Annotated in this window: 16 protein-coding genes; all 16 read right to left on the bottom strand. The window is 59.1% G+C overall.

Annotated elements, in window-relative coordinates:
• Nucleotides 1-33 precede the first annotated feature (33 nt).
• The 16 genes from LOY70_RS08100 to flgH all read right to left on the bottom strand — a co-directional run bounded on the left by LOY70_RS08100 (nt 34) and on the right by flgH (nt 23,471).
• The gene (locus tag LOY70_RS08100) at nt 34-771 is read right to left on the bottom strand and encodes a cephalosporin hydroxylase family protein (protein ID WP_265035318.1); all 738 of its coding nucleotides are present in this window, start codon (nt 769-771) and stop codon (nt 34-36) included.
• Between the two features lie 15 nt (nt 772-786).
• The gene (locus LOY70_RS08095; RefSeq protein WP_265035317.1) at nt 787-1,857 is read right to left on the bottom strand and encodes a class I SAM-dependent methyltransferase; all 1,071 of its coding nucleotides are present in this window, start codon (nt 1,855-1,857) and stop codon (nt 787-789) included.
• Nucleotides 1,847-2,716 (bottom strand): NAD-dependent epimerase/dehydratase family protein, encoded by an 870-nt coding sequence (locus LOY70_RS08090; protein WP_265035315.1) that lies wholly within the window; start codon nt 2,714-2,716, stop codon nt 1,847-1,849. The genes LOY70_RS08095 and LOY70_RS08090 overlap by 11 nt, the downstream gene beginning before the upstream one ends.
• Nucleotides 2,716-3,276, bottom strand: a complete 561-nt coding sequence (rfbC, locus tag LOY70_RS08085; protein ID WP_265035313.1) for a dTDP-4-dehydrorhamnose 3,5-epimerase — start codon at nt 3,274-3,276, stop codon at nt 2,716-2,718. Before rfbC ends, LOY70_RS08090 begins: the two co-directional genes overlap by 1 nt.
• Nucleotides 3,273-4,355, bottom strand: a complete 1,083-nt coding sequence (rfbG, locus tag LOY70_RS08080; RefSeq protein ID WP_265035311.1) for a CDP-glucose 4,6-dehydratase — start codon at nt 4,353-4,355, stop codon at nt 3,273-3,275. Before rfbG ends, rfbC begins: the two co-directional genes overlap by 4 nt.
• On the bottom strand, nt 4,337-5,110 hold the full coding sequence (gene rfbF / locus LOY70_RS08075; RefSeq protein WP_265035309.1) for a glucose-1-phosphate cytidylyltransferase: 774 nt from the start codon (nt 5,108-5,110) through the stop codon (nt 4,337-4,339). The genes rfbG and rfbF overlap by 19 nt, the downstream gene beginning before the upstream one ends.
• Before the next feature lie 214 nt (nt 5,111-5,324).
• Nucleotides 5,325-6,635 (bottom strand): HlyD family type I secretion periplasmic adaptor subunit, encoded by a 1,311-nt coding sequence (locus tag LOY70_RS08070; RefSeq protein ID WP_265035307.1) that lies wholly within the window; start codon nt 6,633-6,635, stop codon nt 5,325-5,327.
• On the bottom strand, nt 6,635-8,329 hold the full coding sequence (locus LOY70_RS08065; RefSeq protein WP_265035306.1) for a type I secretion system permease/ATPase: 1,695 nt from the start codon (nt 8,327-8,329) through the stop codon (nt 6,635-6,637). Before LOY70_RS08065 ends, LOY70_RS08070 begins: the two co-directional genes overlap by 1 nt.
• A gap of 308 nt (nt 8,330-8,637) precedes the next feature.
• Entirely contained in the window at nt 8,638-11,136 is a 2,499-nt protein-coding gene (locus LOY70_RS08060; RefSeq protein ID WP_413776640.1) for a beta strand repeat-containing protein, read from the bottom strand.
• On the bottom strand, nt 11,028-12,875 hold the full coding sequence (locus LOY70_RS08055; RefSeq protein WP_265035302.1) for a calcium-binding protein: 1,848 nt from the start codon (nt 12,873-12,875) through the stop codon (nt 11,028-11,030). The genes LOY70_RS08060 and LOY70_RS08055 overlap by 109 nt, the downstream gene beginning before the upstream one ends.
• Before the next feature lie 152 nt (nt 12,876-13,027).
• Nucleotides 13,028-16,597 carry a glycosyltransferase gene (locus LOY70_RS08050; protein WP_265035300.1) on the bottom strand — a complete coding sequence of 1,190 codons (3,570 nt, stop codon included), beginning with the start codon at nt 16,595-16,597 and terminating at the stop codon, nt 13,028-13,030.
• A 94-nt stretch (nt 16,598-16,691) separates the two neighbouring features.
• Nucleotides 16,692-18,257, bottom strand: a complete 1,566-nt coding sequence (locus LOY70_RS08045; RefSeq protein ID WP_265035298.1) for a flagellar hook-associated protein 3 — start codon at nt 18,255-18,257, stop codon at nt 16,692-16,694.
• 13 nt (nt 18,258-18,270) lie between these two features.
• Nucleotides 18,271-20,337 carry a flagellar hook-associated protein FlgK gene (gene flgK / locus LOY70_RS08040; protein ID WP_265035296.1) on the bottom strand — a complete coding sequence of 689 codons (2,067 nt, stop codon included), beginning with the start codon at nt 20,335-20,337 and terminating at the stop codon, nt 18,271-18,273.
• 10 nt (nt 20,338-20,347) lie between these two features.
• Nucleotides 20,348-21,649 (bottom strand): flagellar assembly peptidoglycan hydrolase FlgJ, encoded by a 1,302-nt coding sequence (gene flgJ / locus LOY70_RS08035; RefSeq protein ID WP_265035294.1) that lies wholly within the window; start codon nt 21,647-21,649, stop codon nt 20,348-20,350.
• Nucleotides 21,650-21,659: 10 nt separating this feature from the next.
• Entirely contained in the window at nt 21,660-22,745 is a 1,086-nt protein-coding gene (locus LOY70_RS08030) for a flagellar basal body P-ring protein FlgI (RefSeq protein ID WP_162178161.1), read from the bottom strand.
• 30 nt (nt 22,746-22,775) lie between these two features.
• Nucleotides 22,776-23,471, bottom strand: coding sequence for a flagellar basal body L-ring protein FlgH (gene flgH, locus LOY70_RS08025; RefSeq protein ID WP_265035293.1), 696 nt, complete (start codon nt 23,469-23,471; stop codon nt 22,776-22,778).
• Nucleotides 23,472-23,519: the final 48 nt, after the last annotated feature.

Below are 23,519 nucleotides of genomic sequence, written 5' to 3'. Positions count from 1 at the left end.
CCTGCCAGACGCCAATGACTTGAAACGGATAAATCAACGAACCCGGCGCAGATAGCCATCCGGTGCGACAGTGATCAACAGCTTGTTCTGCAGTTGCTGATCGATTTCGAAGTCACCGTTTTCTTCAAGGTACTTCCATACCGCGGTTTTCGGATTGTCGCCCGGGCCCCATGGCCGATCCGGGAAGAAGTCAGCCGGCATGTCTTCCACCACCGTGTCCATCACTACGCAATAACTGCCCACCGAAACCAACGGCGCATACAGGCGCAGCTCTTCGAGCACATGGTCATGGGTGTGGTTGGAATCGAGCACCAGGATGACTTTCTTGCCTTTGGCCGCTGCATGGACCTGCTCGGCGATGGCCGGATCGATGCTCGAACCTTCGATCATCGAGATGCGTTTGCTCATCGGGTGGCTCTCGATGGCTTCACGGTTATGGGGACGGATATCCAGGTCGATGCCCAGTACTTCTCCATGGCCCTGCAGCTCCAGCAACGAGGCGTAATAAATGATCGAACCGCCGTGGGCGATGCCGCATTCGATGATCAGGTCAGGCTTGATCTGCCAGATCAACTCCTGCATCGCCATCATGTCCTGTGGCAACTGGATGATCGGCCGCCCCATCCAGGAAAAATGGTAGCTGTACTTATGGCGGGCCGATTCGTTGAAAAACTCCTTGGCCAGCGCAACGACTTTCTCGTCTTGGCCTTGAGCTGAGATTTCAGCCTGGCATTGGGCTTTGAAAGCTTCATGGATAGTGTTGTCGGTCATTTTCGAATCTCGCGGTTATTGGAACGAAGCGCTGTCAACGGCGTGGTAGACGTAGCGCCCACCGGTCATCCGCTTGATCTCTTCGAGGTAATTGGAGTTCATCACGAACAGATTGGCGCCTTCGGGCAAGGTGTCCATCGCCTCTTGAGGGGAGGACACTCGCACACCACTCAGAGGCAAGTAGCGCCCTTGCTTGGCCGGATTGATATCCACCACGCGATCCACTGCCACGCCTGCGCGTTGCAGCGCCAATGAGTAGATCACGCCTTTGGAGGACGCGCCCCAGATCGCCGAACCTTGCTCAGGCGCGCCCCGAATGATCTGCACGGCACGGTCGAGACTGGCGGTGAAGTTTTCCGGCAGTATCAGCGACTGTGGAGCCTTGGCGGGTGTGCTGCGCAAAGTGGAAAGATCGGCAACGATGTAAAGGTATTGGCCGCCGAACAAATGCCCTGCCTCGTGCACCGTCCCGAACATTGCACGCAAATCGGCGAGGCGGAAGTAATTCACATGCTCGTAGAACACGTCGAACCAGGCGTTGTGTTGAATAATCCAGTCGAAACACGGCACTTCGATATAAATCTGTCCGCCCTGGTTGGCAGCGGCGATTTCAGCCAGAAAACCCACCGGATTACTGATGTGCTCCAGCACATGGCGCAACACGATGGCGTCAGCCTCCACCCCCAATTCCCGACTGAAGGGCGCCTTGATCACATCAGGGTTATCACCTTCATAGGAAGGATCGATCCCAGTAATGGAGTAGCCCAGGCCTCGCAGCATTTCGAGGAAATAACCTTTGCCACAACCAACTTCAATGAGGCTTTTGTCTGTGAAATGTTGCGCCAGAATCGCTTCGACGTCATTCAGGTGCTGTTGAAACTGCACTGAGTACGCCTGCTCGTTTTGATAGTCAACGTCATAGCTGAGTTTGCTGGCGTCGAATGCCTGATTGAAGATCAGACCGCTCTGGCTGTCCTGCACCAGCACGATATCCGCGCTGGCCGATGCCTGAGCCTGTTCGGCAGTGGCAAATGTACGGTTCTGTAAGATCGGAAGTCCGTTCGCCCGATACAGTTCATGCTGCATGTTCTTCTCTCCTGAGCTGCGAAATCCGCTGCGCATCGCCCCAAAACGCCATGGGCTCATGACCCGAATACCCATAGTGGCCCAGGTTCAAGGCGATGGCCGACTGGCGCTCACGCACTCGCTGTTCAACTAGCGCCCGCACCGACACCGGATGGCCACTGCAACAGTTGATCACCCCATCGACATCGCGCCGGGCTATTAGCGAGGCCAATTGAGAAGCGGCTTGTCCGATTTCCAGGTAATCGCGCAATTGGTCGCCCGCAGACATGTTGAACTGTGCATCACCTTCGTCGATCGCCCGATCGAGACTGGCCAACAGACTGTTAGGATTTTGTCCCGCGCCGTGCAAATAAAACAGGCGTGCCCACTGCAACGTAAATGCACGTTCTCGCTGCAAGGCTTCAAGGAACCGATGCAAAGTATGTTTCGCCAGGCCATACGGCGTGCAGGGCTGTGCGATCACCGCCTCGCTCAATGGACCACTTTGCAGTCCGTACTCGAAACAGGTACCGGTGACCAGAACATGGCTGACGCCGGCCTCGATCACGCGTTTGAGAAACGCGTAGTCCAAGGGCAAGGTTCGCTCGAAATGGAACAGCGCCTGATAGTTCGGCAGGCCTGGCCAAGCCAGATGCGCGATGGCATCGACGCCGTCGGTCAGCGCACCCACGTCCAGGTCCGGTGCGTGGACGTCTGCGGTGCAAAACTCCACATCATCAAACCATGGCATAGCACGCGCGCTTTCGACGTTTCGACCTGAAGCTCGAACGTTGAAACCTTTGGCGAGTAAAGCACTGACCAGATGCCGACCGACAAAACCAGTGGCTCCCGTAACCAGTACGGTCGAGGAATGACCCATTACAGCTCAACCCCACTGAAATCTTTGTCCAGCAACGGATGACTCGCATCTTTGGCCGACAGATTTTTAACCGGCAGCGGCCAGGAGATGGACAGTGCAGGGTCAATGACCGAGAGGCCGGCTTCATGATCCGGTGCGTAGTCAGCATCGGTCAGATACAGCACTTCAGCGTCATCGGTCAGGGCTTGGAAACCATGGGCGAAACCTGCAGGAATCAGCAAACTGCGTCCGTCATCGGCTCGCAGTTCCTCGGCATGCCACTGCAGGTAGGTTGGGGATTGCGGCCGCAAATCAACCACCACGTCCCATACCGCGCCCCGTACGCAAGTAATCAGCTTGGACTCTGCGTATCCGGCCTTTTGGTAGTGCAGGCCGCGTACGCTACCTTTTTCAACCGTACGTGAATGATTGATCTGGCGAATAGCGAACGGTCGTCCCTGAAGCGTGAGGCGGGACTGACAGAACAACCGGGCAAATCGCCCCCGATCATCGCAGAAGACTTTTTGCCGGATCAGATACAAACCTTCCAGCGCTAACGCCTGAAGGGTGAAATCAGTCATAACCGCCCCCTGTAGAGATTCAATTGATTCAACGTGATCTCACGCATGTCATCACCGTTCTGCCACGCCAAATGCCAATCGAGGGTTTGGGCAAGACACTGCTGCAACGACCAGCGCGGCTGCCAAACCAGCAATTGCCGGGCGCGGCTGCTGTCCAGACGCAGCAGGCCAGCCTCATGTAAATCGCTCGGTTCGATGCGCAGGCCGGGCGCTTGCGGCCAGCGCTCGGCGAGCAACTGGACGACTTCGCCGACACTGCACATGTCCGCTTCGCCGGGGCCAAAGTTCCAGGCACCGGCGAACTCCGGGCCTTGCTCAAAGAGGCAGGCCGCTAATTGCAGGTAACCGGCGAGCGGCTCGAGGGCGTGCTGCCAGGGGCGTACGGCTTGGGGATAGCGCAGCGTCACCGGCTCGTCCGACGACCAAGCCTTGAGCACATCCGGGATCAGGCGTTCAGGGGCAAAATCACCGCCGCCCAGCACGTTTCCGGCTCGGGCCGTGGCCAGGGCCAAGCCGTGTTCGGCGTAACGATCTGCGGAGAAAAACGAGGCGGCATAAGACTGCGCCAGCAACTCGCAGCAGGCCTTACTGCTGCTGTAAGGATCGTGGCCGCCCAGGGCTTCGTTTTCGCGGTAGGGCCACAGCCATTCCTGATTTGCGTAGACCTTGTCGGTAGTAACCAGGACACAGGCTCGCACACCGCCAATCTGGCGGACCGCTTCGAGCAGGTTCAGGGTGCCCATGACGTTACTGGAATAAGTGCCCAGCGGATCGCGATAACCCTCGCGTACCAACGGTTGGGCCGCTAGGTGCAGGACGATCTGCGGCTGCACATCGGCGAGCACTTCCAGCAACGCGCCGAGGTCACGTAAATCACCGCGCCGATCATCCATGCCCTCGCCCACCCGCGCCAGTTCGAACAAGCTGGGCTCGGTGGCCGGATCCAGGGAAAAACCACTGACCTGCGCGCCCAGGCTTTGCAGCCACAGCGCCAGCCAACTGCCCTTGAAGCCGGTGTGGCCGGTGACCAGCACCCGTTTACCGCACCAGAACTCCGGACTCAACCCCATTGTTTCCACGGGGCCTCCCCGCTTTGCCACAGGGCCTCAAGATGATTTTTATCCCGCAGGGTGTCCATCGGATGCCAGAATCCGTCGTGCTGGAACGCCTGCAGTTGCTGTTCGCTCGCCAATGCCGCCAGCGGCGCGGCCTCCCAGGAAGTCTGATCGTCAGCGATATAAGGCAGGACCTTCGGCGAGAGTACAAAGAAACCACCGTTGATCCAGCCACCGTCACCCCGAGGTTTTTCAGTAAAGCCCAGGACCGTATCGCCATTGCGCTCTAGCGCGCCGTAGCGTCCCGGCGGCTGGACTGCCGTGACCGTGGCGAGCTTGCCGTGCGCCAGGTGAAAATCCACCAGCGCACCAATATTGAGGTCCGAGACGCCGTCGCCATAGGTAAAGCAAAACGCCTCTTCGTTTTCCAAATAACGGGCCGCCCGACGCAGTCGCCCGCCGGTCATGGTCTCTTCACCCGTGTCGATCAGCGTCACGCGCCACGGCTCGCTGTAGTTCTGGTGAACGTCCATGCGGTTGTTGCACATGTCGAACGTGACATCGGAGGTGTGCAGGAAGTAGTTGGCGAAGAAATCCTTGATGGCGTAGCCCTTGTAGCCCAGGCAAATGACAAAGTCGTGGATTCCATGGGCGGAATACTGCTTCATGATGTGCCAAAGAATTGGCTTGCCGCCGATTTCGATCATCGGTTTAGGCTTGAGGTGCGACTCCTCGCTGATCCGCGTGCCGAGACCACCTGCCAAGATAACTGCCTTCATCGTCTCCCCTCTTGTTCATCACCAGGCTCGGCCAAGCGTTGTTTCGCTTTGCGGGCGCGGGGATTACACCTTCAATGCCGATCCGGGCGCTCCGATTCGCCGGAAGCGCTCGTTTTATGGCGATATGAGAGGGGCTTGCAGGAAACGCGCCAGCGAATGCTGATATCCAAAGCTCTGGCGCTGTATAACCTCGTCGGCCATTCAGAATGAAGAACTAGCCCTCTCTGAATGCTCGTTGGGCGTGGTCGCTAATCGGTTTAAGCAAATAAGACATAACGTTCCGGGAGCCGGTCTGGATCATCGACTCCACAGGCATCCCCGGCACCAGGGCAAGCCCTTGGAGTTTTGCCAACTCACTTTGAGGAATCTTGATGCCCGCCCGGTAAAAGCCAATCCCGGTACGTTCATCCTGAATCAAATCCGCTGACAGGCGCACCACGGTGCCGGTCAGTTCCGGCGTGGTGCTGCGGTTGAAGGCGCTCAAGCGCAAGATCGCCGACTGCCCGACCGTCAGTTGGTCGATATCCTGGGCGCTGATCTTCGCCTCCACCAGCAACTCATCATCGGCCGGTACGATTTGCATCAGTCCTTCGGCGGGGGAAATCACGCCGCCAATGGTATGCACCGCCAATTGCTGTACACGACCAGCAATAGGCGAGGTGATGTCGATGCGTCTGAGCTGGTCGCTGGCGGTAATTTCCCGTTCGATCAGCTCACCTTGCCGGGCAAGCAGATCACGCAACTCCTGGGACACCTCACTGCGGAAGGTCTGGTCAACCTGGAGTCGTTGCAACTCGGTTTCGGCGATCTTGCCCCGCGCCTCGGCAATCGATGCCATGAGCTGGCCCCGTTCTCCACGCAACCGGGCAATCCCCCGGGCCAAGGCATTGACCCGGTCGAGGGTCATCATGCCTTTGTCGAACAGTTTCTTGACGGCCTGATACTCGCTGTCGATCAGCTCGATTTCTTCTTGCTTGGTTTTCTGCTGGATGTCGTGGCCGGCAATGGTTTCGTTGAGTTGCTGGATGCGCTCGCGCAGTTGCTTCTTCTGGCCGTCTCGGGAAGCGCGTCGGTCGAAAAACAATTGCTGCTCGATGACCATGACTGCTTTGGCCTCATCCACACTCATGCGGGCCAGCAATTCTTTGGGCAGCGGGACTTCGCTGGCATTGTCCCGCTCGGCCTCCAGGCGAGCCAGCCGGGCCCAGGCCTGATTCAAGGATTTACTCACAATGGCTTGGCTGGCGGCCGGCAAGGTTGCGTCCAGACGCAGCAACACATCTCCCGCCGCAACAGTCTGCCCTTCCTTGACCAGGAGTTCGGCGACGACGCCGCCGGTAGGATGCTGGACGGTCTTGACGCTCCCCTCCACAGCCACAACGCCCGTGGCGATCACTGCGCCGGACAGATTGGTGCATACCGCCCAGGTCAGCCCTCCGCCGAGCAGCACCACCAATGAGATCGCCCCCCAACGCAGATGACGGGACAAGGAATCGGTCAGGGTGACTTCTTGATCGGTATGCATCAGTTCGACGCTCCCAGTTCCACCACATTATTGGAGGGCTTGGGAGGCGCTACGGGAGGCCGTTTAAGGACGACATCCCTGGGGCCGTAAGCGACTTGCACGCCGTTCTCGAGGATCAGTACCTGATCGATCACCGCCAGAATATTGGTTCGATGGGCAATCACCACCACGATTGCGCCACGAGCCTTGAGTATCAGGATGGCCTTGGCCAGTGCCTGTTCGCCTTCGGCATCGAGGTTTGAATTCGGCTCGTCCAAGACCACCAGGAACGGATCACCAAACAGTGCCCTGGCCAATGCCACCCGCTGCCGTTGGCCGGCCGAAAGGTTCACTCCGCCCTCGCCCACTTGGGTTTCATAGCCCTGGGGCAATTGCAGGATCAGCTCATGCACACCGGCCAATTGCGCAGCGCTGACAATCGCGCTGTCCGGTGCCGAAGGGTCTAGCCGGGCGATGTTCTGGGCGACGGTTCCGGTGAACAGCCCGACGCTTTGAGGCAGGTAACCGATCAACTTGCCTCGCGCCTGTTCGGTCAGCAGATCGAGCGGCGCACCATCGAGCCGCACATGCCCGCGGGCCAGCGTCCAGGCGTTGACCAGCACGCGCGCCAGTGATGACTTGCCCGATGCGCTCGGCCCTACCACGCCCACGGCAGTACCCGCAGCGACCATGAAGTTGATATTTTGCAAAGTCAGGCGTTGCGCGCCGGGCGGCGAGGCAAAGATACTTTCGACCTGCAAACTGCGATGGGCAGCGGGCAGCTCGGTCTTGCTCTGGGCATCCGGGAACATGGAAAACACTTCCAATAACCTCTTCCAAGCAATCTGGGCCCCCAACAGGCCGCGCCATGTGGCAATGACCTGCTCCGCCGGCGCCAGGGTCCGCGCCACAATAATCGAGGCTGCGATCATCGTACCGCCGCTCATGTCCCCCTTGATCACCAGCCACGCCCCCAGCGCCAGGGCGGCCGATTGGACGATCTGGCGCAGGGTTTTGGAAATGCCACCGTAAAAACCGCCGATGTCGATCGAGCGTCGTTGCAGGGTGATGAAGGTGCTGTGATTCTTCTGCCAGATATTCGACGTGTTAGCCAACATGCCCATGGCCATCAGGGCTTCAGCATTCTGGTGTGCTTGTTGGCCCAAATGATTGCGCTTGTTCAACGCATCGGCTGATGCCTGCATCAGTTTGCGGGTTTTCCGGTCAGTAATTACGGTCAGCGCGATGAGGATGATCATCAGGCCGGCGGCCAAAAGGCCAAACAGTGGGTGAATGTAAAAGCAGACCGCGAGGTAAACCGGCATCCAGGGCAAGTCGAAAAACGCCACCAGACCCGGTCCGCCAATGAAACTTCGGATCTGGTCCAACTCTTGGGCCGGTTTCAAGGCATCGCCGGTAATGGGCGTCTTCAGCGACGCACCGGCAATCACCTTGAAGACCTTGGAAGACAGTGCCAGGTCCAGCGAGGAAGCGATTCGCACCATGACCCGGGAGCGAATGATATCCAGCAGGCCTGAAAGCGCATAAACGCCCAACGCAAGCAACCCCAGGGCGACCAGGGTCGGGACGCTTTGGCTGGGAATCACCCGGTCATACACCTCCAGCATGAACACCGGGCCAATCAGCGCCAGAATATTGATCACACCGGAAAACAGCGCAGCGCCGAGCAGCCCCCGGCGCAGTACTGATTTCAATGAAGGTGCAACGACAGGCGCACTCATAGGATTATGGGGTTTCAACTGGTATCCGTCCCTTGGTTTTTCGTGACATCCCTGTCGTCAGTCAATCAGGCTTGATGACAGTCGTATGGAAACTTGACGCTCGTTGAGCGATTTGCGCTGAGTTGCAAGTTCCACACCAGACAGTCCGCTTACGGCAGGACTCGCCCGCGCAAGATTGCGCCCGTATCACATAAAAACGCCTCTGGATCAATAAGACCCAGAGGCGTTTTTGTAACCCTGCTCCTGATCGAGTTCCCCGGGCAAGGGGGCACGCGCAGGGATTATGCGGGGATCGTAAAGACATCTCCATTGGACGTGTGGAACTGCTCGATAGTGTTGAAGCCTGCATACCAGTCTTGCAGCTTCACGCCCATGTCCGAAAGCGGTTGGCCTGAATGGTAGCTGGAGGTATTGAAGATATAGGCGTCATTGCCACTGCGCACGGTCGTTATCGTGTCCATCGACTCCATTCCGTTAAGCAACACTCGGTCAAACCCTCCTGTACCGTCATCCTTGATCGTGACCTGGCCGTAGGTATCGATGACGTAGGTATCGTCATCCTGACCTCCATTAACGAACCCCTGACCATCTTCGGCGACAGTCAAAGTGTCATCGCCGGCCCCGCCCAACAAGCGGAAACCATCACCTCTCCCCAACAAAATATCGTTGCCAGCCCCACCATCAGCAATGCCGCTGAACACCGCGATACCGTCATTGCCAGCCTCGCCATAAGCCACTGTTCCGGTGTCCAGGCTGGCCGTGGTGATCGCATCATTGCCAAGACCGCCATAGAGCTGATCGGCCTGGGCCACGTTGGCAGGGCCACCGGGAAGCATCGGGCCTGTAGCCGTGTACAAGCCGCCATATATGTAATCGGCGCCATCGCCCCCGTAGATGGTGTCATTGCCCAGTCCTCCCTCCAACCAGTTAGCCAGACTGTCTCCAGTCATCGAATCATTGAACTGGCTGCCCATGACTCGCTCGATGTTAGTCAGCACATCACCCTGGGCATCGCCGCCCTGGTGAATACCCGTCTGAAGGTTGATATCCACAGCGGCAGCACTGTTGATATACCAGGCTTGGTCCACACCATCGCGACCATCAATGACGTCGGCGCCCGCACCACCAATAAAAATGTCGGCTTTAGCAGAGCCCAACAGCGTGTCATCGAAGTCGGAGCCCTGATAGATCTCAATCGCGGTAAACGTATCGCCTGCCGCATCACCGGCATTCACATTGGTTGTCAGGTCGATGGTCACCGCGCTGGAGGACTGTTCATAGCTGGCCAGATCAGTTCCCAACGCGCCATCCACGCCCATCGCTTGCGAACCGCCGATGAAGGTGTCGTTAAAACCAGACCCACGCAGCGTTTCAATCTCTTGATAGGTATCGCCTGCTGCAATACCGGAATGGACGCCTGTGGTCATATTAAGGGTAACCGCTACCCGGCTATCGCCATAGCTGGCGACATCCACGCCTGCTCCACCAATGAGTTGATCCGCACCGGCTGCGCCGAACAACACATCATCGCCTGCGCCGCCGATGATGATGTTATCGGTGGCGTTACCATAAGCGGTGAAAGTCGCTGTACCTGTGTAGGTCAGTTTCTCGATGAACGGATCCAGGGTGAAGATGGCCTGGTTGGTACGCACTTCGTCGTAGCCACCATCGATCAGCTCGATCGTCTTGTTGCCGCTGGTATTGACGGTATAGAGATCGTCTCCGGCCCCGCCTTCCATCGTCACCGCTCCCCAGGCGCTGCTGAACGTGTCGTTGAGGGCTGTGCCGATGACCTTTTCGATATTCTCTAAAGTGTCACCCTGAGCATCGCCACCAATACCGGGCAAACCTTTGTAGATTCGTATATCAACGTTGATCGCCTCGGCCGACGTCGAGTAATCCACCGTATCGACGCCCGCACCGCCGTCAAAACCGATCGCCCGGCCATCTGCTACAAAGGTGTCGTTCAAATTCGAACCACGGATCACTTCGATGTCGGTAAAGGTGTCGCCAGTAGCGATGCCGGAATGGACGCCCGTCTTGAGGTTGATATTCACGGCCACTTTGCTGTCGGTATAACCGGCCACGTCCAACCCAGCGCCGCCGAAGAACTGATCGGCGCCGTCCCCCCCGAACAATACGTCGTTGCCTGCGCCGCCAATAATGATGTTGTCGGTGGCGCTGCCGTAAGCGGTGAAGGCCGCTGTGCCGGTGTAGGTCAGTTTCTCGATAAACGGGTCCAGAGTGAAAGTGGCCTGATTAGTGCGCACTTCGTCATAACCGCCATCGGCCAACTCAATTGTCTTGTTCCCACTGGTATTGACGGTATAGAGATCGTCTCCGGCCCCGCCTTCCATCGTCACCGCTCCCCAGGCGCTGCTGAACGTGTCGTTGAATGCGGTACCTATGACCTTTTCGATGCCTTCCAGCGTGTCGCCTTGGGCATCGCCACCAATCCCCGGCAAACCTTTGTAGATTCGTATATCAACGTTGATCGCCTCGGCCGACGTCGAGTAATCCACCGTATCGACGCCCGCACCACCGTCAAAGCCGATCGCCCGGCCATCGGCCACGAAGGTGTCGTTCAAATTCGAACCACGGATCACTTCGATGTCGGTAAAGGTGTCGCCAGTAGCGATGCCGGAATGGACGCCCGTCTTGAGGTTGATATTCACGGCCACTTTGCTGTCGGTATAACCGGCCACGTCCAACCCAGCGCCGCCGAAGAACTGATCGGCGCCGTCCCCCCCGAACAATACATCGTTGCCTGCGCCGCCAATAATGATGTTGTCGGTGGCGCTGCCGTAAGCGGTGAAGGCGCTGTGCCGGTGTAGGTCAGTTTCTCGATAAACGGGTCCAGAGTGAAAGTGGCCTGATTAGTGCGCACTTCGTCATAACCGCCATCGGCCAACTCAATTGTCTTGTTCCCACTGGTATTGACGGTATAGAGATCGTCTCCGGCCCCGCCTTCCATCGTCACCGCTCCCCAGGCGCTGCTGAACGTGTCGTTGAGGGCTGTGCCGATGACCTTTTCGATGCCTTCCAGCGTGTCGCCTTGGGCATCGCCACCAATCCCCGGCAAACCTTTGTAGATTCGTATATCAACGTTGATCGCCTCGGCCGACGTCGAGTAATCCACCGTATCGACGCCCGCACCACCGTCAAAGCCGATCGCCCGGCCATCGGCCACGAAGGTGTCGTTCAAATTCGAACCACGGATCACTTCGATGTCGGTAAAGGTGTCGCCAGTAGCGATGCCGGAATGGACGCCCGTCTTGAGGTTGATATTCACGGCCACTTTGCTGTCGGTATAACCGGCCACGTCCAACCCAGCGCCGCCGAAGAACTGATCGGCGCCGTCCCCCCCGAACAATACGTCGTTGCCTGCGCCGCCAATAATGATGTTGTCGGTGGCGCTGCCGTAAGCGGTGAAGGCCGCTGTGCCGGTGTAGGTCAGTTTCTCGATAAACGGGTCCAGAGTGAAAGTGGCCTGATTAGTGCGCACTTCGTCATAACCGCCATCGGCCAACTCAATTGTCTTGTTCCCACTGGTATTGACGGTATAGAGATCGTCTCCGGCCCCGCCTTCCATCGTCACCGCTCCCCAGGCGCTGCTGAACGTGTCGTTGAATGCGGTACCTATGACCTTTTCGATGCCTTCCAGCGTGTCGCCTTGGGCATCGCCACCAATCCCCGGCAAACCTTTGTAGATTCGTATATCAACGTTGATCGCTTCGGCCGACGTCGAGTAATCCACCGTATCGACGCCCGCACCGCCGTCAAAACCGATCGCCCGTCCATCTGCTACAAAGGTGTCGTTCAAATTCGAACCACGGATCACTTCGACGTCAGTAAAGGTATCGCCGGTGGCGATGCCGGAGTGAATGCCAGTTTTGAGGTTGATATTCACCGCCACCTTGCTGTCGGTATAACCGACTACATCCACCCCCACACTGCCAAAGAACTGGTCAGCTCCGTCACCGCCAAACAGCACGTCGTTGCCCGCGCCGCTGGTAATGACGTTGTCACTAGCGTTGCCATAGCCGGTGAAAGCAGCTGTGCCGGTGTAGGTCATTTTCTCGATGAACGCATCCATGGTCGTCGTTGCGGCGCTAGTACGCAGTTCGTCGAAGCCGCCATTGCCCTGTTCGATGATCTTCACGCCGGTGGTAGCAACGTTGTAGATATCGTTACCAGCGCCGCCTTCAAAGGTCACGTTACCGATTGCGCTGGTGAAAGTGTCGTCAAAAGCTGTACCGACGACTTTTTCCACTGCCAACAACGTATCGCCTTCTGCGTCGCCACCGATGCCAGCCCTGCCGACGCCGGTGCGAATATCAATGTTAATGGCAGCCGCCGATGCGGAATAATCCACCGTATCGACTCCTGCCCCACCATCCAGTTTGTCAGCCCCAGCACTGCCCAGGAGGACGTCATTCGAGCCTAAACCATAAATCTCATCATCACCGCTAGTTCCGGCCAGCGTATCTACGCCGCTTGTTCCATTAATCACTGCCATTTGCTTCTTCCTTGCTCCGTTGTGAAAAGCGGGTACCGTCCAAGCGACAGTGAAGCGCCACTTGTGATCAAAAACCATTCTCCAGAATCAGCCTATAAGTTTGGAGATTCAGGTGATAAAAAAGGCGACTGAAGTCGCCTGTCCCCTCGGAGTCAATCCGGTAACCACCCCCACAACCAATGCTGCAAGTTATCGGCACTGAGCATGAAGTCACGAAGCACTGCTTCGCGCAGTTCATCGCCCATCCGATAACTGGCGTCAGGGTCGGCCAGGTGCATGCGGATCGCCGCGATCCATTCCTCGGTGCTGTTGCTGCGCACTTTGGTACAGGGCAGGAAACCGTCGTAGGCCTTGGTGTCGGTGCAGATCACGGGGTAGCCGCAGGCACCGTATTCCAGCAAGCGCAGGTTGCTCTTGCAATCGTTGAAGATGTGAAATTCCAGCGGCGCCAGTGCCAGGTCAAGGTTCAGACTGGCCAATTTGAACGGGTAGGTATCCAGACCGACCGTACCGTGGAATTCATGAATGTAGGGGCGCAATGCCTCAGGGCACATGCCGAAGAACACCCATTCCACTTCATTGGCCAGCTCGCGGACCACGTCGGCGATGATCTCCAGGTCGCCGCTGTGGCTAGTGCCACCGCCCCAGCCAACCCGAGGCTTGGAAGACGTGCTGCGGCGGCTGGTCAACCGGGCCCACGGCTCGGGCTGCAGCATGTTGGGCACCACGCGTATCTCGCTGTGCATACTGGACAGGGCATCGGCCAGTGATTGAGTGGTCACTACCACGCGATCACAGAGCCCGATTCCCTCGCGCAACATCTGCTCGGTATTGGCCGGCTTGTTGCGAGCATGGGTATTTTTCTTGGGTGCGCTGACGATGTAGTCGTCAAGCTCGAAAACTCGCAAAGCATTGGAATACTTCTTCATTCGCAGGATGTCGCCAGCGGAACCCTCGCTGTAGCGTCCCTGCAAGACAATAGTGTCTGGAGACAATCGCTCGATATCAACAGTGGAAGGCGACTCATAGGCTACCCGGGCAATGACCCGTCCAGCCGCTTCCAGCTCAGCCAACGGGGCAGTAACACGATAGTGGCCCACCGCAGTTGCATTGACCGGCAAACCAAGCACCAGCGGCAAGGCGCGAGTGCAGAACGGGTTCCAGTTGTTACGCAGCGAAGGTTCGAGGCTGAAACTGGACCCTCCCAGGCTCAAGGAAGGACTATAGGCCGGGTCTCGGGCGATCTGGGGCAGCCACTTGCGATAGAAAATTTCGCGCTCGCGCTCCAACCGTGTTGTTTCTTCAGGCTTACCAGATGACGGCGGAGCAACCTGCATGACGCTGGCATAAGGCGTCCAGACTACCAGGTAGCCATCCTTGCCCGCCCGCAAGCACAAGTCGACATCGCTGAGGCCCAGCGTAAAAGCCGCATCATCCAGACCTCCAAGGTCTTCGAACACTTGCTTGCGCACCATCAGGCAATCGCTGCTGACCGAACTCCAGTTCTGGGTGACATGCAAGCGCTGCATGTAGCCTCGGGATGCTGCCGACTCACCCTGAAACGGCGTACCCACCGGCCCAGCCAACCCAAGGATCTGTCCGCCACCGGCAATCGCGCCCTGGGGACTGAGTATTCTCGCTCCAACCACCGCGACTTCAGGCCGCTGGGCATGATTGAGCATTTCGTCCAGCCAATCACTTTCACCCATGACGATTTGTGGACTGAGCAACAACAGGTACTCGCCTCGGGCCTGGCTCGCAGCGAAGTTGTGCACCGCTGCATCGTTATCCTCGCCAGCGTAACGCAGCACCCGCAGCATGCTCGCGCCCAGTTGCGCCATGTTCGCCAACCAGTCAAGCATGGCCGGGGCCTGGACGCCGCTGTCCACAATCAGGATTTCGTAATGGGTGTAGGCGGTGCGCTCGATCAGGCTCTCGGTGCAGCGCTGCAACGCTGCAAGCGAATCACCGGTGCGCAGGATGATCGATACGAGCGGGCGTGTGCTGTGCCGATAGTCGATGCGATTGATCAATGGCAAGGTGTCTTGGCGAATCTCATGGGCCATGCCAATACGGTCAAGGTGCGCGCTAACCATTGCGGCATTATTCTCAATGACCTCGGGCCAGGACAACCATTGGGCAAAGCTCAGGACGGACTCCACCTGAATTTCGGCGATGTGCTCGATAATCTGCGGACCGGCTTCTTCCACCAGGCGCCAGAGCAGATCATGAGGTGCCAGTTCACCACGTGCCGGATCGAAACCGCCCAAGGCCATGAAACGCTCGCGCTCAAAAGCCAGGGTTCGACCGACGTAGGGATAGGCGCGCATCAGGTCCAGGTTGAAGTCCGGCTTGAACACCGGCTCGCATGACTCTGCGTCCATCAGCGCTCCTTCGTCGCTATAGACGCAAAGAACCCCTTGTATCCCTGCCACGCGCTCGGCCAGGATCAACAATGCTGAATCACGAAGCGTATCGCCAGCACGCAGCAGATAGAACCAGTGTGCGCCTTCCAGCTGCGGAACAATGGCATTGAGTTGCCGGGCCCAGTCAGACTGATAGGGCAACTGCAATACGCGGTCAGTGGCCTCGCAGTGGGCGTCGGACAAAACCACCACGGCCTGTGCTGGATAGAGCTGTTCATCAATGCTGCGCAGCGTCGCCGCCAACGCCACACCATCACCGACGCTGTCGATAACGATCGGGACGATATTCGGCCGCAACGGCCAACTATCGATCCGGGCAGGCATGACGCGCTGCTCCACCTCGCTGAATCGGCGGATCGACAGCCACTCGCGGTAGAACTCCGGGTAGCTCTCACTCTGCGCGCCCACCCGACCATTAACGACGGTGTTGCGGTTACCCAGTATTCGGGTGACACACAACTCCTGCCAGGCATGCGGTTGATCGGTGACTTTGTTCAGGTCGACATAGCGCACCCAGCCAGAGGCGGGAGCCGCTTCGCCGTTGCGAGCGGCAAGCATCTGCGCCAACCACTCCCACTCCACCTTAGCCGCCCTGAGCATTTCTGGCGTCTTGCTCAAACGCTCAGGATACAAACGCTCCATGCTCAATACTGTGCCGAGCGCCACCAGGTTGCCGCGACGCATCAGGCAGACGAACAAGGCAAAATCCAGCGTAGCGACGAACCCAACCCCATCCTGGAGCAGCGCCGGCAATAGCTCTAGGACATCGGCACGACGCATCAGAGTGGAACTGAAATTGCCAATAAAATTGGCCGGCGTGCTTTCGAAAATCGCCAACATGTCGTCGCCTTTGAGCAGCGCGTCACCTGGCGTAAAGCGGCAGTTGTCGACTCGCGGCGGCAAGATGAAATTACCGGCATCGCACAACAACCGAAGCGCAAATACCACGCTGACATCGGCATGTTCCACCAGCACCTTAGCTTGCATGGCGATGCACGGCGCAAACAGCCGGTCGTCGTCACACAGCACCTTGATGAACTCACCCCGCGCCTCCTCGACACAGCGCAACAGGTTGCCCTGGAGCCCCAGCCGCCGAGGGTTTCGCAGATAGCGGATCGGGTGAGCCGGTTCGGTGATGGCATCGACGATCTGGCGAATGTCATCGTCAGGCGAATCGTCGCAAACAACAATTTCGACCTGTTCATAGGTTTGGGCCAGGGCGCTGAGCAGTGCCTGGTCAAAGAACCGAGGGTTATAGGCTGGTATGACAATGCTGACGAGGGGAAGTGGCTTCACGGTAAAAACTCTCGAGCGGCGGGCACCGCCCCTTTCGGATCGGCGCCCCGGAACCGCTTAAAAAAAGACGGTTGGCGGCTCGGTGGATACCGACTCAGATCTTGTTGAACAAGCCTAACTGGGCAATCTTGCTGAAGGCCAGTTGCGAGGCCTGCAGCATAGTCTGCTGCAAGGTCAGACGAGTCATCACTTCGGCCGGGTCGGAATCACGGATCGACGATTGAGTCTGGGCGTTAGCCTTGATCAGACTCTGGTTGGTATCGCTCTGATTGTCCAAGGCCTGTCCGCGCCCGCCCACCGAACTCAAGCCGCTGGACAATTGATCGGTGCCGCTCGCCAGGTTACCGATACCGGAGGCCAGCGACGCCTGCAACTTCTGCACGGCAATCGGATCGTTGTTGGTCGGCGTGTTCAGCGCGGTTTTCAGCTGGTTCACGGTGTCCAGGATGTTCTGGGTCTCGTGGGTGTTGACCGCGATGCTGAACTGATCGTCGGCAGCTGGCGTGCCGTCCAGGGTGAAGCTCACCCCCGAAGCGGTGGCCACGTTGCCGGCCAGGGTGCCGCTGGACACCGGCTGGCTGTCGGCAGTCAACGGCGCAGCGTACAGGTCGAAATCAGTGGCGCTGGTGAACTTCAACACAGCCGAACCGGTAGGGAAGCTGGCGTGATATGCCACCGGGTCAGTGATCGTGCTGTTGGTAACCTGAACCGGGGTCGGATTGCCCGGGCTGCGGGTCGTGACAAAAGTGTCCGGCTTGGCGGCCAGGGTGAAAGTATGACCGGGCAATACGGTGCCGGCGGTATCACCGGTTTGCAGATTGATGTTCAGGGTCAATTCCAGCCCCCGGAACTGCACCGCCTGGCCGCTTTTGGTGTTGGGGTCGAAAGCACCACCCCGGCTGGCTTCTGCGGTGACATCATTGCCGCCGGAGTCGGTGATTTTCAGTTGCGTGCCGCTGGTGAACTCGACAGTGTACGGCTCCCCACTGCGGAACTTGCTGTTATAGCTGACGCTGGACGATACCTGACCATTGGACAGCACCACACGGCCGTCATCCACCGCGGGGGCGGTCATGGTCACCTTGCTGCGGCTGGTATTGACGGCCTGCTGGAAGACTTCCCAGCCAGTGCTGTTAGTGGCCATCGACATGGTGTCGCCAACCGGCAGGTCGAGGGTCACCTGGTCGCCGTTGTAGCTGTAGCTGCCATCGTTGTTGCGGGTGAACGGAATGGTATCGCCCTTGGAGCCTGCGAAAATGTACTTGCCGTTCTCGTCCTTGCTGTTCATCAGGCTCAGCAACTGCTCTTCGATCTGCGCCAGCTCCGAGGCGTTGGCTTGGCGGTCGGCGTCGGTGTAGCCGGCGTTGCCGGCACCGACGGCCAATTCCTTGGCGCGTTGCAACACGTTGCCGATGCTGTTCATCACCGCTTCAGTCGCGCCCAGGGTCGCCTTGATGGTGTTGGCGTTGGTTTCGTACTGGTCGAGCATCGACGCCTGAGTGCCCAGCTGCAGCAGACGTGAAGCCCCCACCGGATCATCGGCGGCAGTATTCACACGCACCAGGCTGCTGGCTTCTTCGCTGGTCTTGACCACCTTGGCGAAGTTTTTCTGGTAGTTCGCAGCCGTGCTCTCGTAAAACTGGGAGGTGGAAATGCGCATGGGCTACGGCTCCTTAAAGACTGTTGATCAATGTGCTGAAGATTTCCTGCGCAGCCTTGATGATCTGCGAAGACGCGGTGTAGTACTGCTGGTACTTGACCAGATTGCCGGTTTCTTCATCCAGGTCCACGCCCGACAACGAGTCGCGGGCGCCTTTGGCGTTGTTCAGGATCGCACCGGTGGCGGCGCTGTCGAGCTTGCCCTGGGCGGCCTTGGAGCCGACGCCCTCCACGAGCTTGCCGTAGGCGTCGTTCAGGGAAATCCCTTTGCTGGCGGAACTGGTGTCCACGGTCTTGGCAGTCTGCAAGCCGGCCAGAACCGTACCGTTACGGTTGTCCAGACTGCCGGGCTGAGTGAGGCTGACATCAATGCCGGCACCGTCGGATGGCGAACCGGCGATGGACATGTCGAAGGTGACGGTACGCTGCACCGGCGGTATGGATGAATCCATGATCGGGGCGCCGCTGGCGTCCTTGAGCGGAACGCTCAGGCTCAGGGTGTTGCTCTGGCCTGGCTTGATCGTGCCGCTGCTGATCAGGCCGCCTTTGGCATCCAGCAATCGGTAAGCCTGGCTGGTGCCCCCGGCCGAGGTCGCATCAAAGACCACCTTGACTGGCATGGAGTTCTTGATGCCGTTCTGGATGATGGCCGTGGTTGCTTCGTCGTAGATGTCCAGCTTGGTGGTCATCGTCGGCTGGCCGCTGGCCGGAATGGTCAGCGTACCGCTGCCGCCCGGTGTGATGGCTGCGCCCAACGGCGCGGCAATCGCGAGCCGCTTGGAATCGGTCATCTCGGTCTTGATGCTGGTCGCCGCGTTGCGGGTCGGGGTGATCTTGAACGAATCACCGGCCGCCGCTGTGCCGCTGCCGAAGGTCAGCGAGAAGCCATCGACCACCGGAGGCGGCGTGGTCGCGGTGTTGAACGCGCCCATCGACGTGCCATCGGGCAGGCGCTGGACGGTATAGTCGGTGCCACTGGTGAAGGTGATTTTGTAGTCGTTGATGGTCAGCTTGCCGGTGTCCTCGATGGACACGTTGAAGTTGCCGGACCCTGCGCTGTTGGTCAACGCGGCGACGCTGCGCTGGCTCATCTGAGCGGCGCTGTTGATGCTGCTGAACAGGTTGGAACCGAAGGCGCCGTTCTTGTCGATGCCCGAGGCCTGGATGGTGTTCATCTGGTCGGCGACCACCAGGGCCACACGACCCAGCTCGTTCATGGCCGGGTCGAGCACGGTGCTGCGGTAGCGCATCAGGCCGCCGATCTCGCCACCGGTGAGCACCGAGGTCAGGTCCATCGAACTGGAACCGCTGTTGAGCTGGATGCCCACGCGCCCCGGATCGTTCTTGTCCGGCACGGCTTGCAGGGTATTGACGGTGTTGCCCATCACCAGCGGCTGGCCGGAGCCCAGATAGATGTCCAGGCTGCTGCCGTTTTCCACAATCTGAGTACCCGTGAAGGTCGACAGTTGGAGAATGGTCTCGTTGCGGGCATCGAGCAGGTCGTTAGGAGCACCGCCGGAGTTGGAGACCTCGGCGATCTTCTTGTTCAGTTGAGCAACGGTGGCAGCCAGGTTGTTGATCTGTTCAACCATATTCGTCAGGTTGCCGTTGATGTTCTCGTTCTGCGCCGTCAGTTGGCTGGCGATCGAGTTGAAACGGTTGCTCAGGGCCTGGGCGTCGCTGAGCAGCAACTGACGGGAGGCATCGTCACCTGGCTTGGCATTGACGTTTTGCACCGAGGCAAAAAACTTGGTCAGCGCGCCGTTCATGCCGGTGCCGCTGTCCGACAACAGGGAATCGAGCGGGGTGATTTGCCCCTGATAGGCCGCCGCATCACTGTTGAGCGAGGTGGTGGTTTTCAGTTGAGCTTCAAGGTAGGCGTTGTACACCCGGCGCACGTCAGCCAGGGTTGTGCCGGAGCCAATGAACACGTTGCCGTATTGATTGGAGGCCTTGGTGGTCTGCACGGTCTGCTGACGCGAATACCCGGCGGTATCGACGTTGGAAATGTTGTTACCGGTGGTCACCAACGCGGTCTGGCTTGCTGACAGACCCGACATCCCTATATTGAGCAAACTCATGGTTCAGACCTTATAAAGTCGTGGTGGCGCCTGCCGAAGCGTAGTTTTGATAACTCGTCATCTGCCGGGCTATATTCGAAATCTTGTTGGCGTAGTTCGGGTCGGTGGCGTAACCGGCCTTCTGCAACTCGCGTACAAACTGTTCGGGGTTATCGGCCGACTTCAGCACATCTTGATAGCGACTGTTGCTTTGCAGCAGATTGACCAGGTCATGGAAGCTGTCGCGATACGAGGCGTAGGAACGGAACTCGGCCGTCTCCTTGACCATCTCGCCATTGCGGAACTCGCTGGTGATCGCCCGTGCCGAATCGCCTTTCCAGCTCTGGCTGGCCTTGATACCAAACAGGTTGTGACTGCTGCTGCCATCGGGCTGGCGCATGACCGATTTGCCCCAACCGGTTTCCAGGGCGGCCTGGGCCACCAGGTAACGTGGGTCGACACCAATGCGGTCCGCGGCCTCCTTGGCCATCGGCAACATGGCGTTGACGAATTCGTCGGCATCGCGGAAGGCCTTGCGGGCCGGTGCGAGTGGTGGTTGTGCCACCGAGCGACCGTAGACCTGCATCCCCCCGCTCGGCTCGGAAGCCTTGAGCGCCGCCAGCCAGTCGCCGTTGGCCAGTTCGCCAGTAGCCGGTTTGGCAGCGGCGATGGCGCGATCCGTCAAGACGTTCTGCGCGGGCGCCTCGGCATTGACCGACGCCGAAGGCACCAGCCCGGCGAGCAGACGGTCCGCCAGTTTCGGTGGCAAGGCCAGGCGGCGTTGGTTGATCAGTTCCATATCGTTGCGGTGAGCGCCCTCGCCCGCCCCTTGCGGTGCGTTCACGGCCCGGGAAGCCCATAGCGGGCGCTGGCCATTGGAGCGTGAAAGCGGCCCGTCGGGCAGCGTACCGGCCGCCACTGGCGTGGGCACCGCCTTGGCGACCTTGTCCAGCGCCTCTTGCTGCTTGGCTGCCGACAGGCTTGCGGCCTCGCCTGGCGCCAGCGGCTTGTTCTTGGACATCTGGCGCAGCAGCACATCGGCCAGGCCGATACCACCGCCCTCGCGAGACATCGAAACAGCCAACTGCTGGTCATACATTTCCTGGTATTGCTTGGCTTCAGGCGTATTGAGCGGATTGTCCTTGCCCAGCGCATCGGTGGCCGAACGCATGGACTTGAGCATTTCGCCGAGGAACAGCGATTCGAATTCCTGCGCCACTTTGCGCAGGTTGCCGTCGCTGTTCTTGTCGCCAACCTTGAGCTGGTTCAGGCGGTTCAAGTCCGAGTAGGAGCCCGAATCGCCGCTGATCAAAGTGCCCTTGCGCATGTCCATGGATCGGTCCTCAAATCACGATCAGGTCGGCTTGCAACGCGCCGGCCTGCTTCAAGGCTTCGAGAATCGCCATCAAGTCGCCCGGCGCCGCGCCGACCTGGTTCACTGCCCGGACGATTTCATCCAGGGTAGTGCCCGGGCCGAACTTGAACATCGGCTTGGCTTCTTGCTCGGCATTGACCCGCGAACGGGGTACCACGGCGGTCTGGCCGTTGGACAACGGTCCCGGCTGGCTGACGATCGGGTCTTCGGTGATGGTCACGGTCAGGCTGCCGTGGGTCACGGCGGCCGGAGAAACCTTGACGTTCTGGCCGATCACGATGGTACCGGTACGCGAGTTGATGATCACTTTCGCCACGGCCTGGCCCGGATCGACCTCAAGGTTTTCCAGGATCGACAGGTAGTCGACCCGCTGGCTCGGATCGAGCGGCGCAGTGACGCGAATCGAGCCGCCATCGAGCGCCTGGGCCACGCCTGGGCCCAGCAGGTCGTTGATCTTGTCGACGATGCGCTTGGCGGTGGTGAAATCGGAACGGTTGAGGTTCAGGGTCAGGCTGTTGCCCTGGTTGAAACCGCTCGGCACCGCACGTTCCACCGATGCACCGCCAGGGATGCGACCGGCCGACGGAACGTTGACGGTGATCTTCGAGCCATCGCGCCCCTCAGCATCGAAACCGCCCACCACCAGGTTGCCCTGGGCGATGGCGTAGACGTTGCCGTCGATACCCTTGAGCGGCGTCAGCAGCAAGGTGCCGCCACGCAGGCTCTTGGAGTTACCAATGGAAGAAACGGTGATATCCACCTGCTGGCCGGGCTTGGCGAACGCCGGCAGATCGGCACTGATCGACACCGCCGCGACGTTTTTCAACTGCACGTTGCCGGAACCTGCCGGTACCTTGATGCCAAACTGCGACAGCATGTTGTTGAAGGTCTGCAGGGTGAACGGGGTCTGGGTGGTCTGGTCACCGGTGCCGTTCAGGCCCACGACCAGGCCGTAGCCGATCAACTGGTTGGAACGCACGCCGGAAATGCTGGCGATATCCTTCAGACGCTCGGCTTGAGCGGTAAAGGCTGCCGACATCACCAACGCACCCATCAACAGCTGCTTAAGATTCAACTGGGCCACCTAGAAAGGGAATTTCGGGCTGAGGAAGAAACGGTCGAACCAACCCGGCTGACTCGCATCGGCAAAGGCACCAGTGCCCGAGTAGGTGATACGAGCGTCGGCCACCCGGGTCGACGAAACCGTGTTATCGGTGGCGATGTCATCGGCGCGAACCATGCCGGCGATGCGCACCAGCTCGTCACCCGTGTTGAGGGTCAGCCACTTCTCGCCCCGTACGACGATAATGCCGTTGGGCAATACATCGGCGACGGTCACGGTGATCGAACCGGTCAGGCTGTTGCTCTGGCCGGACTTGCTGTCGCCCTTGCTGGCCCGGTCGGAACCGTAACCGGCGTTGAGGCTCAGGTCACCGCCGCCGATCGGGTTATTGGTGGTCAGGCTGGAGCCGAACAACGACGTCAGGCCGACGCTGGTCTGGCTGGTCTTGTCGATCTGCGCGTTGGCGTTCTTGCTGGCTTGGGTCCGTTCGTTCAGGGTGATGGTGATGATGTCACCGACCCGGAAGGCCTTGCGGTCGCTGTACAGGTTCTGTTCGAAACCGGCCTGGTAGATCGAGCCATTGTTGGCAGCGGCCGGCAATGGCGTGCGCGGCAACACCGGAGCGTAGTACGGGTCATTGGGCTTGGGCGTTGGCCCGACACAGCCCGCGAGTGCGGTGATGCCACTCAGTGCCAGAACAGATACGAAGCGATTCATGACCCTACCTCTCGGTGTTGCAGGCGACCTCAGGCCGCCTCTATAGAC

The sequence above is a fragment of the Pseudomonas sp. B21-054 genome (genome assembly GCF_026016345.1).
GTDB lineage: Bacteria > Pseudomonadota > Gammaproteobacteria > Pseudomonadales > Pseudomonadaceae > Aquipseudomonas.
The sequence above is the reverse complement of the archived record's forward strand: the minus strand, read 5'-3'. Positions and strand labels throughout refer to the sequence as shown.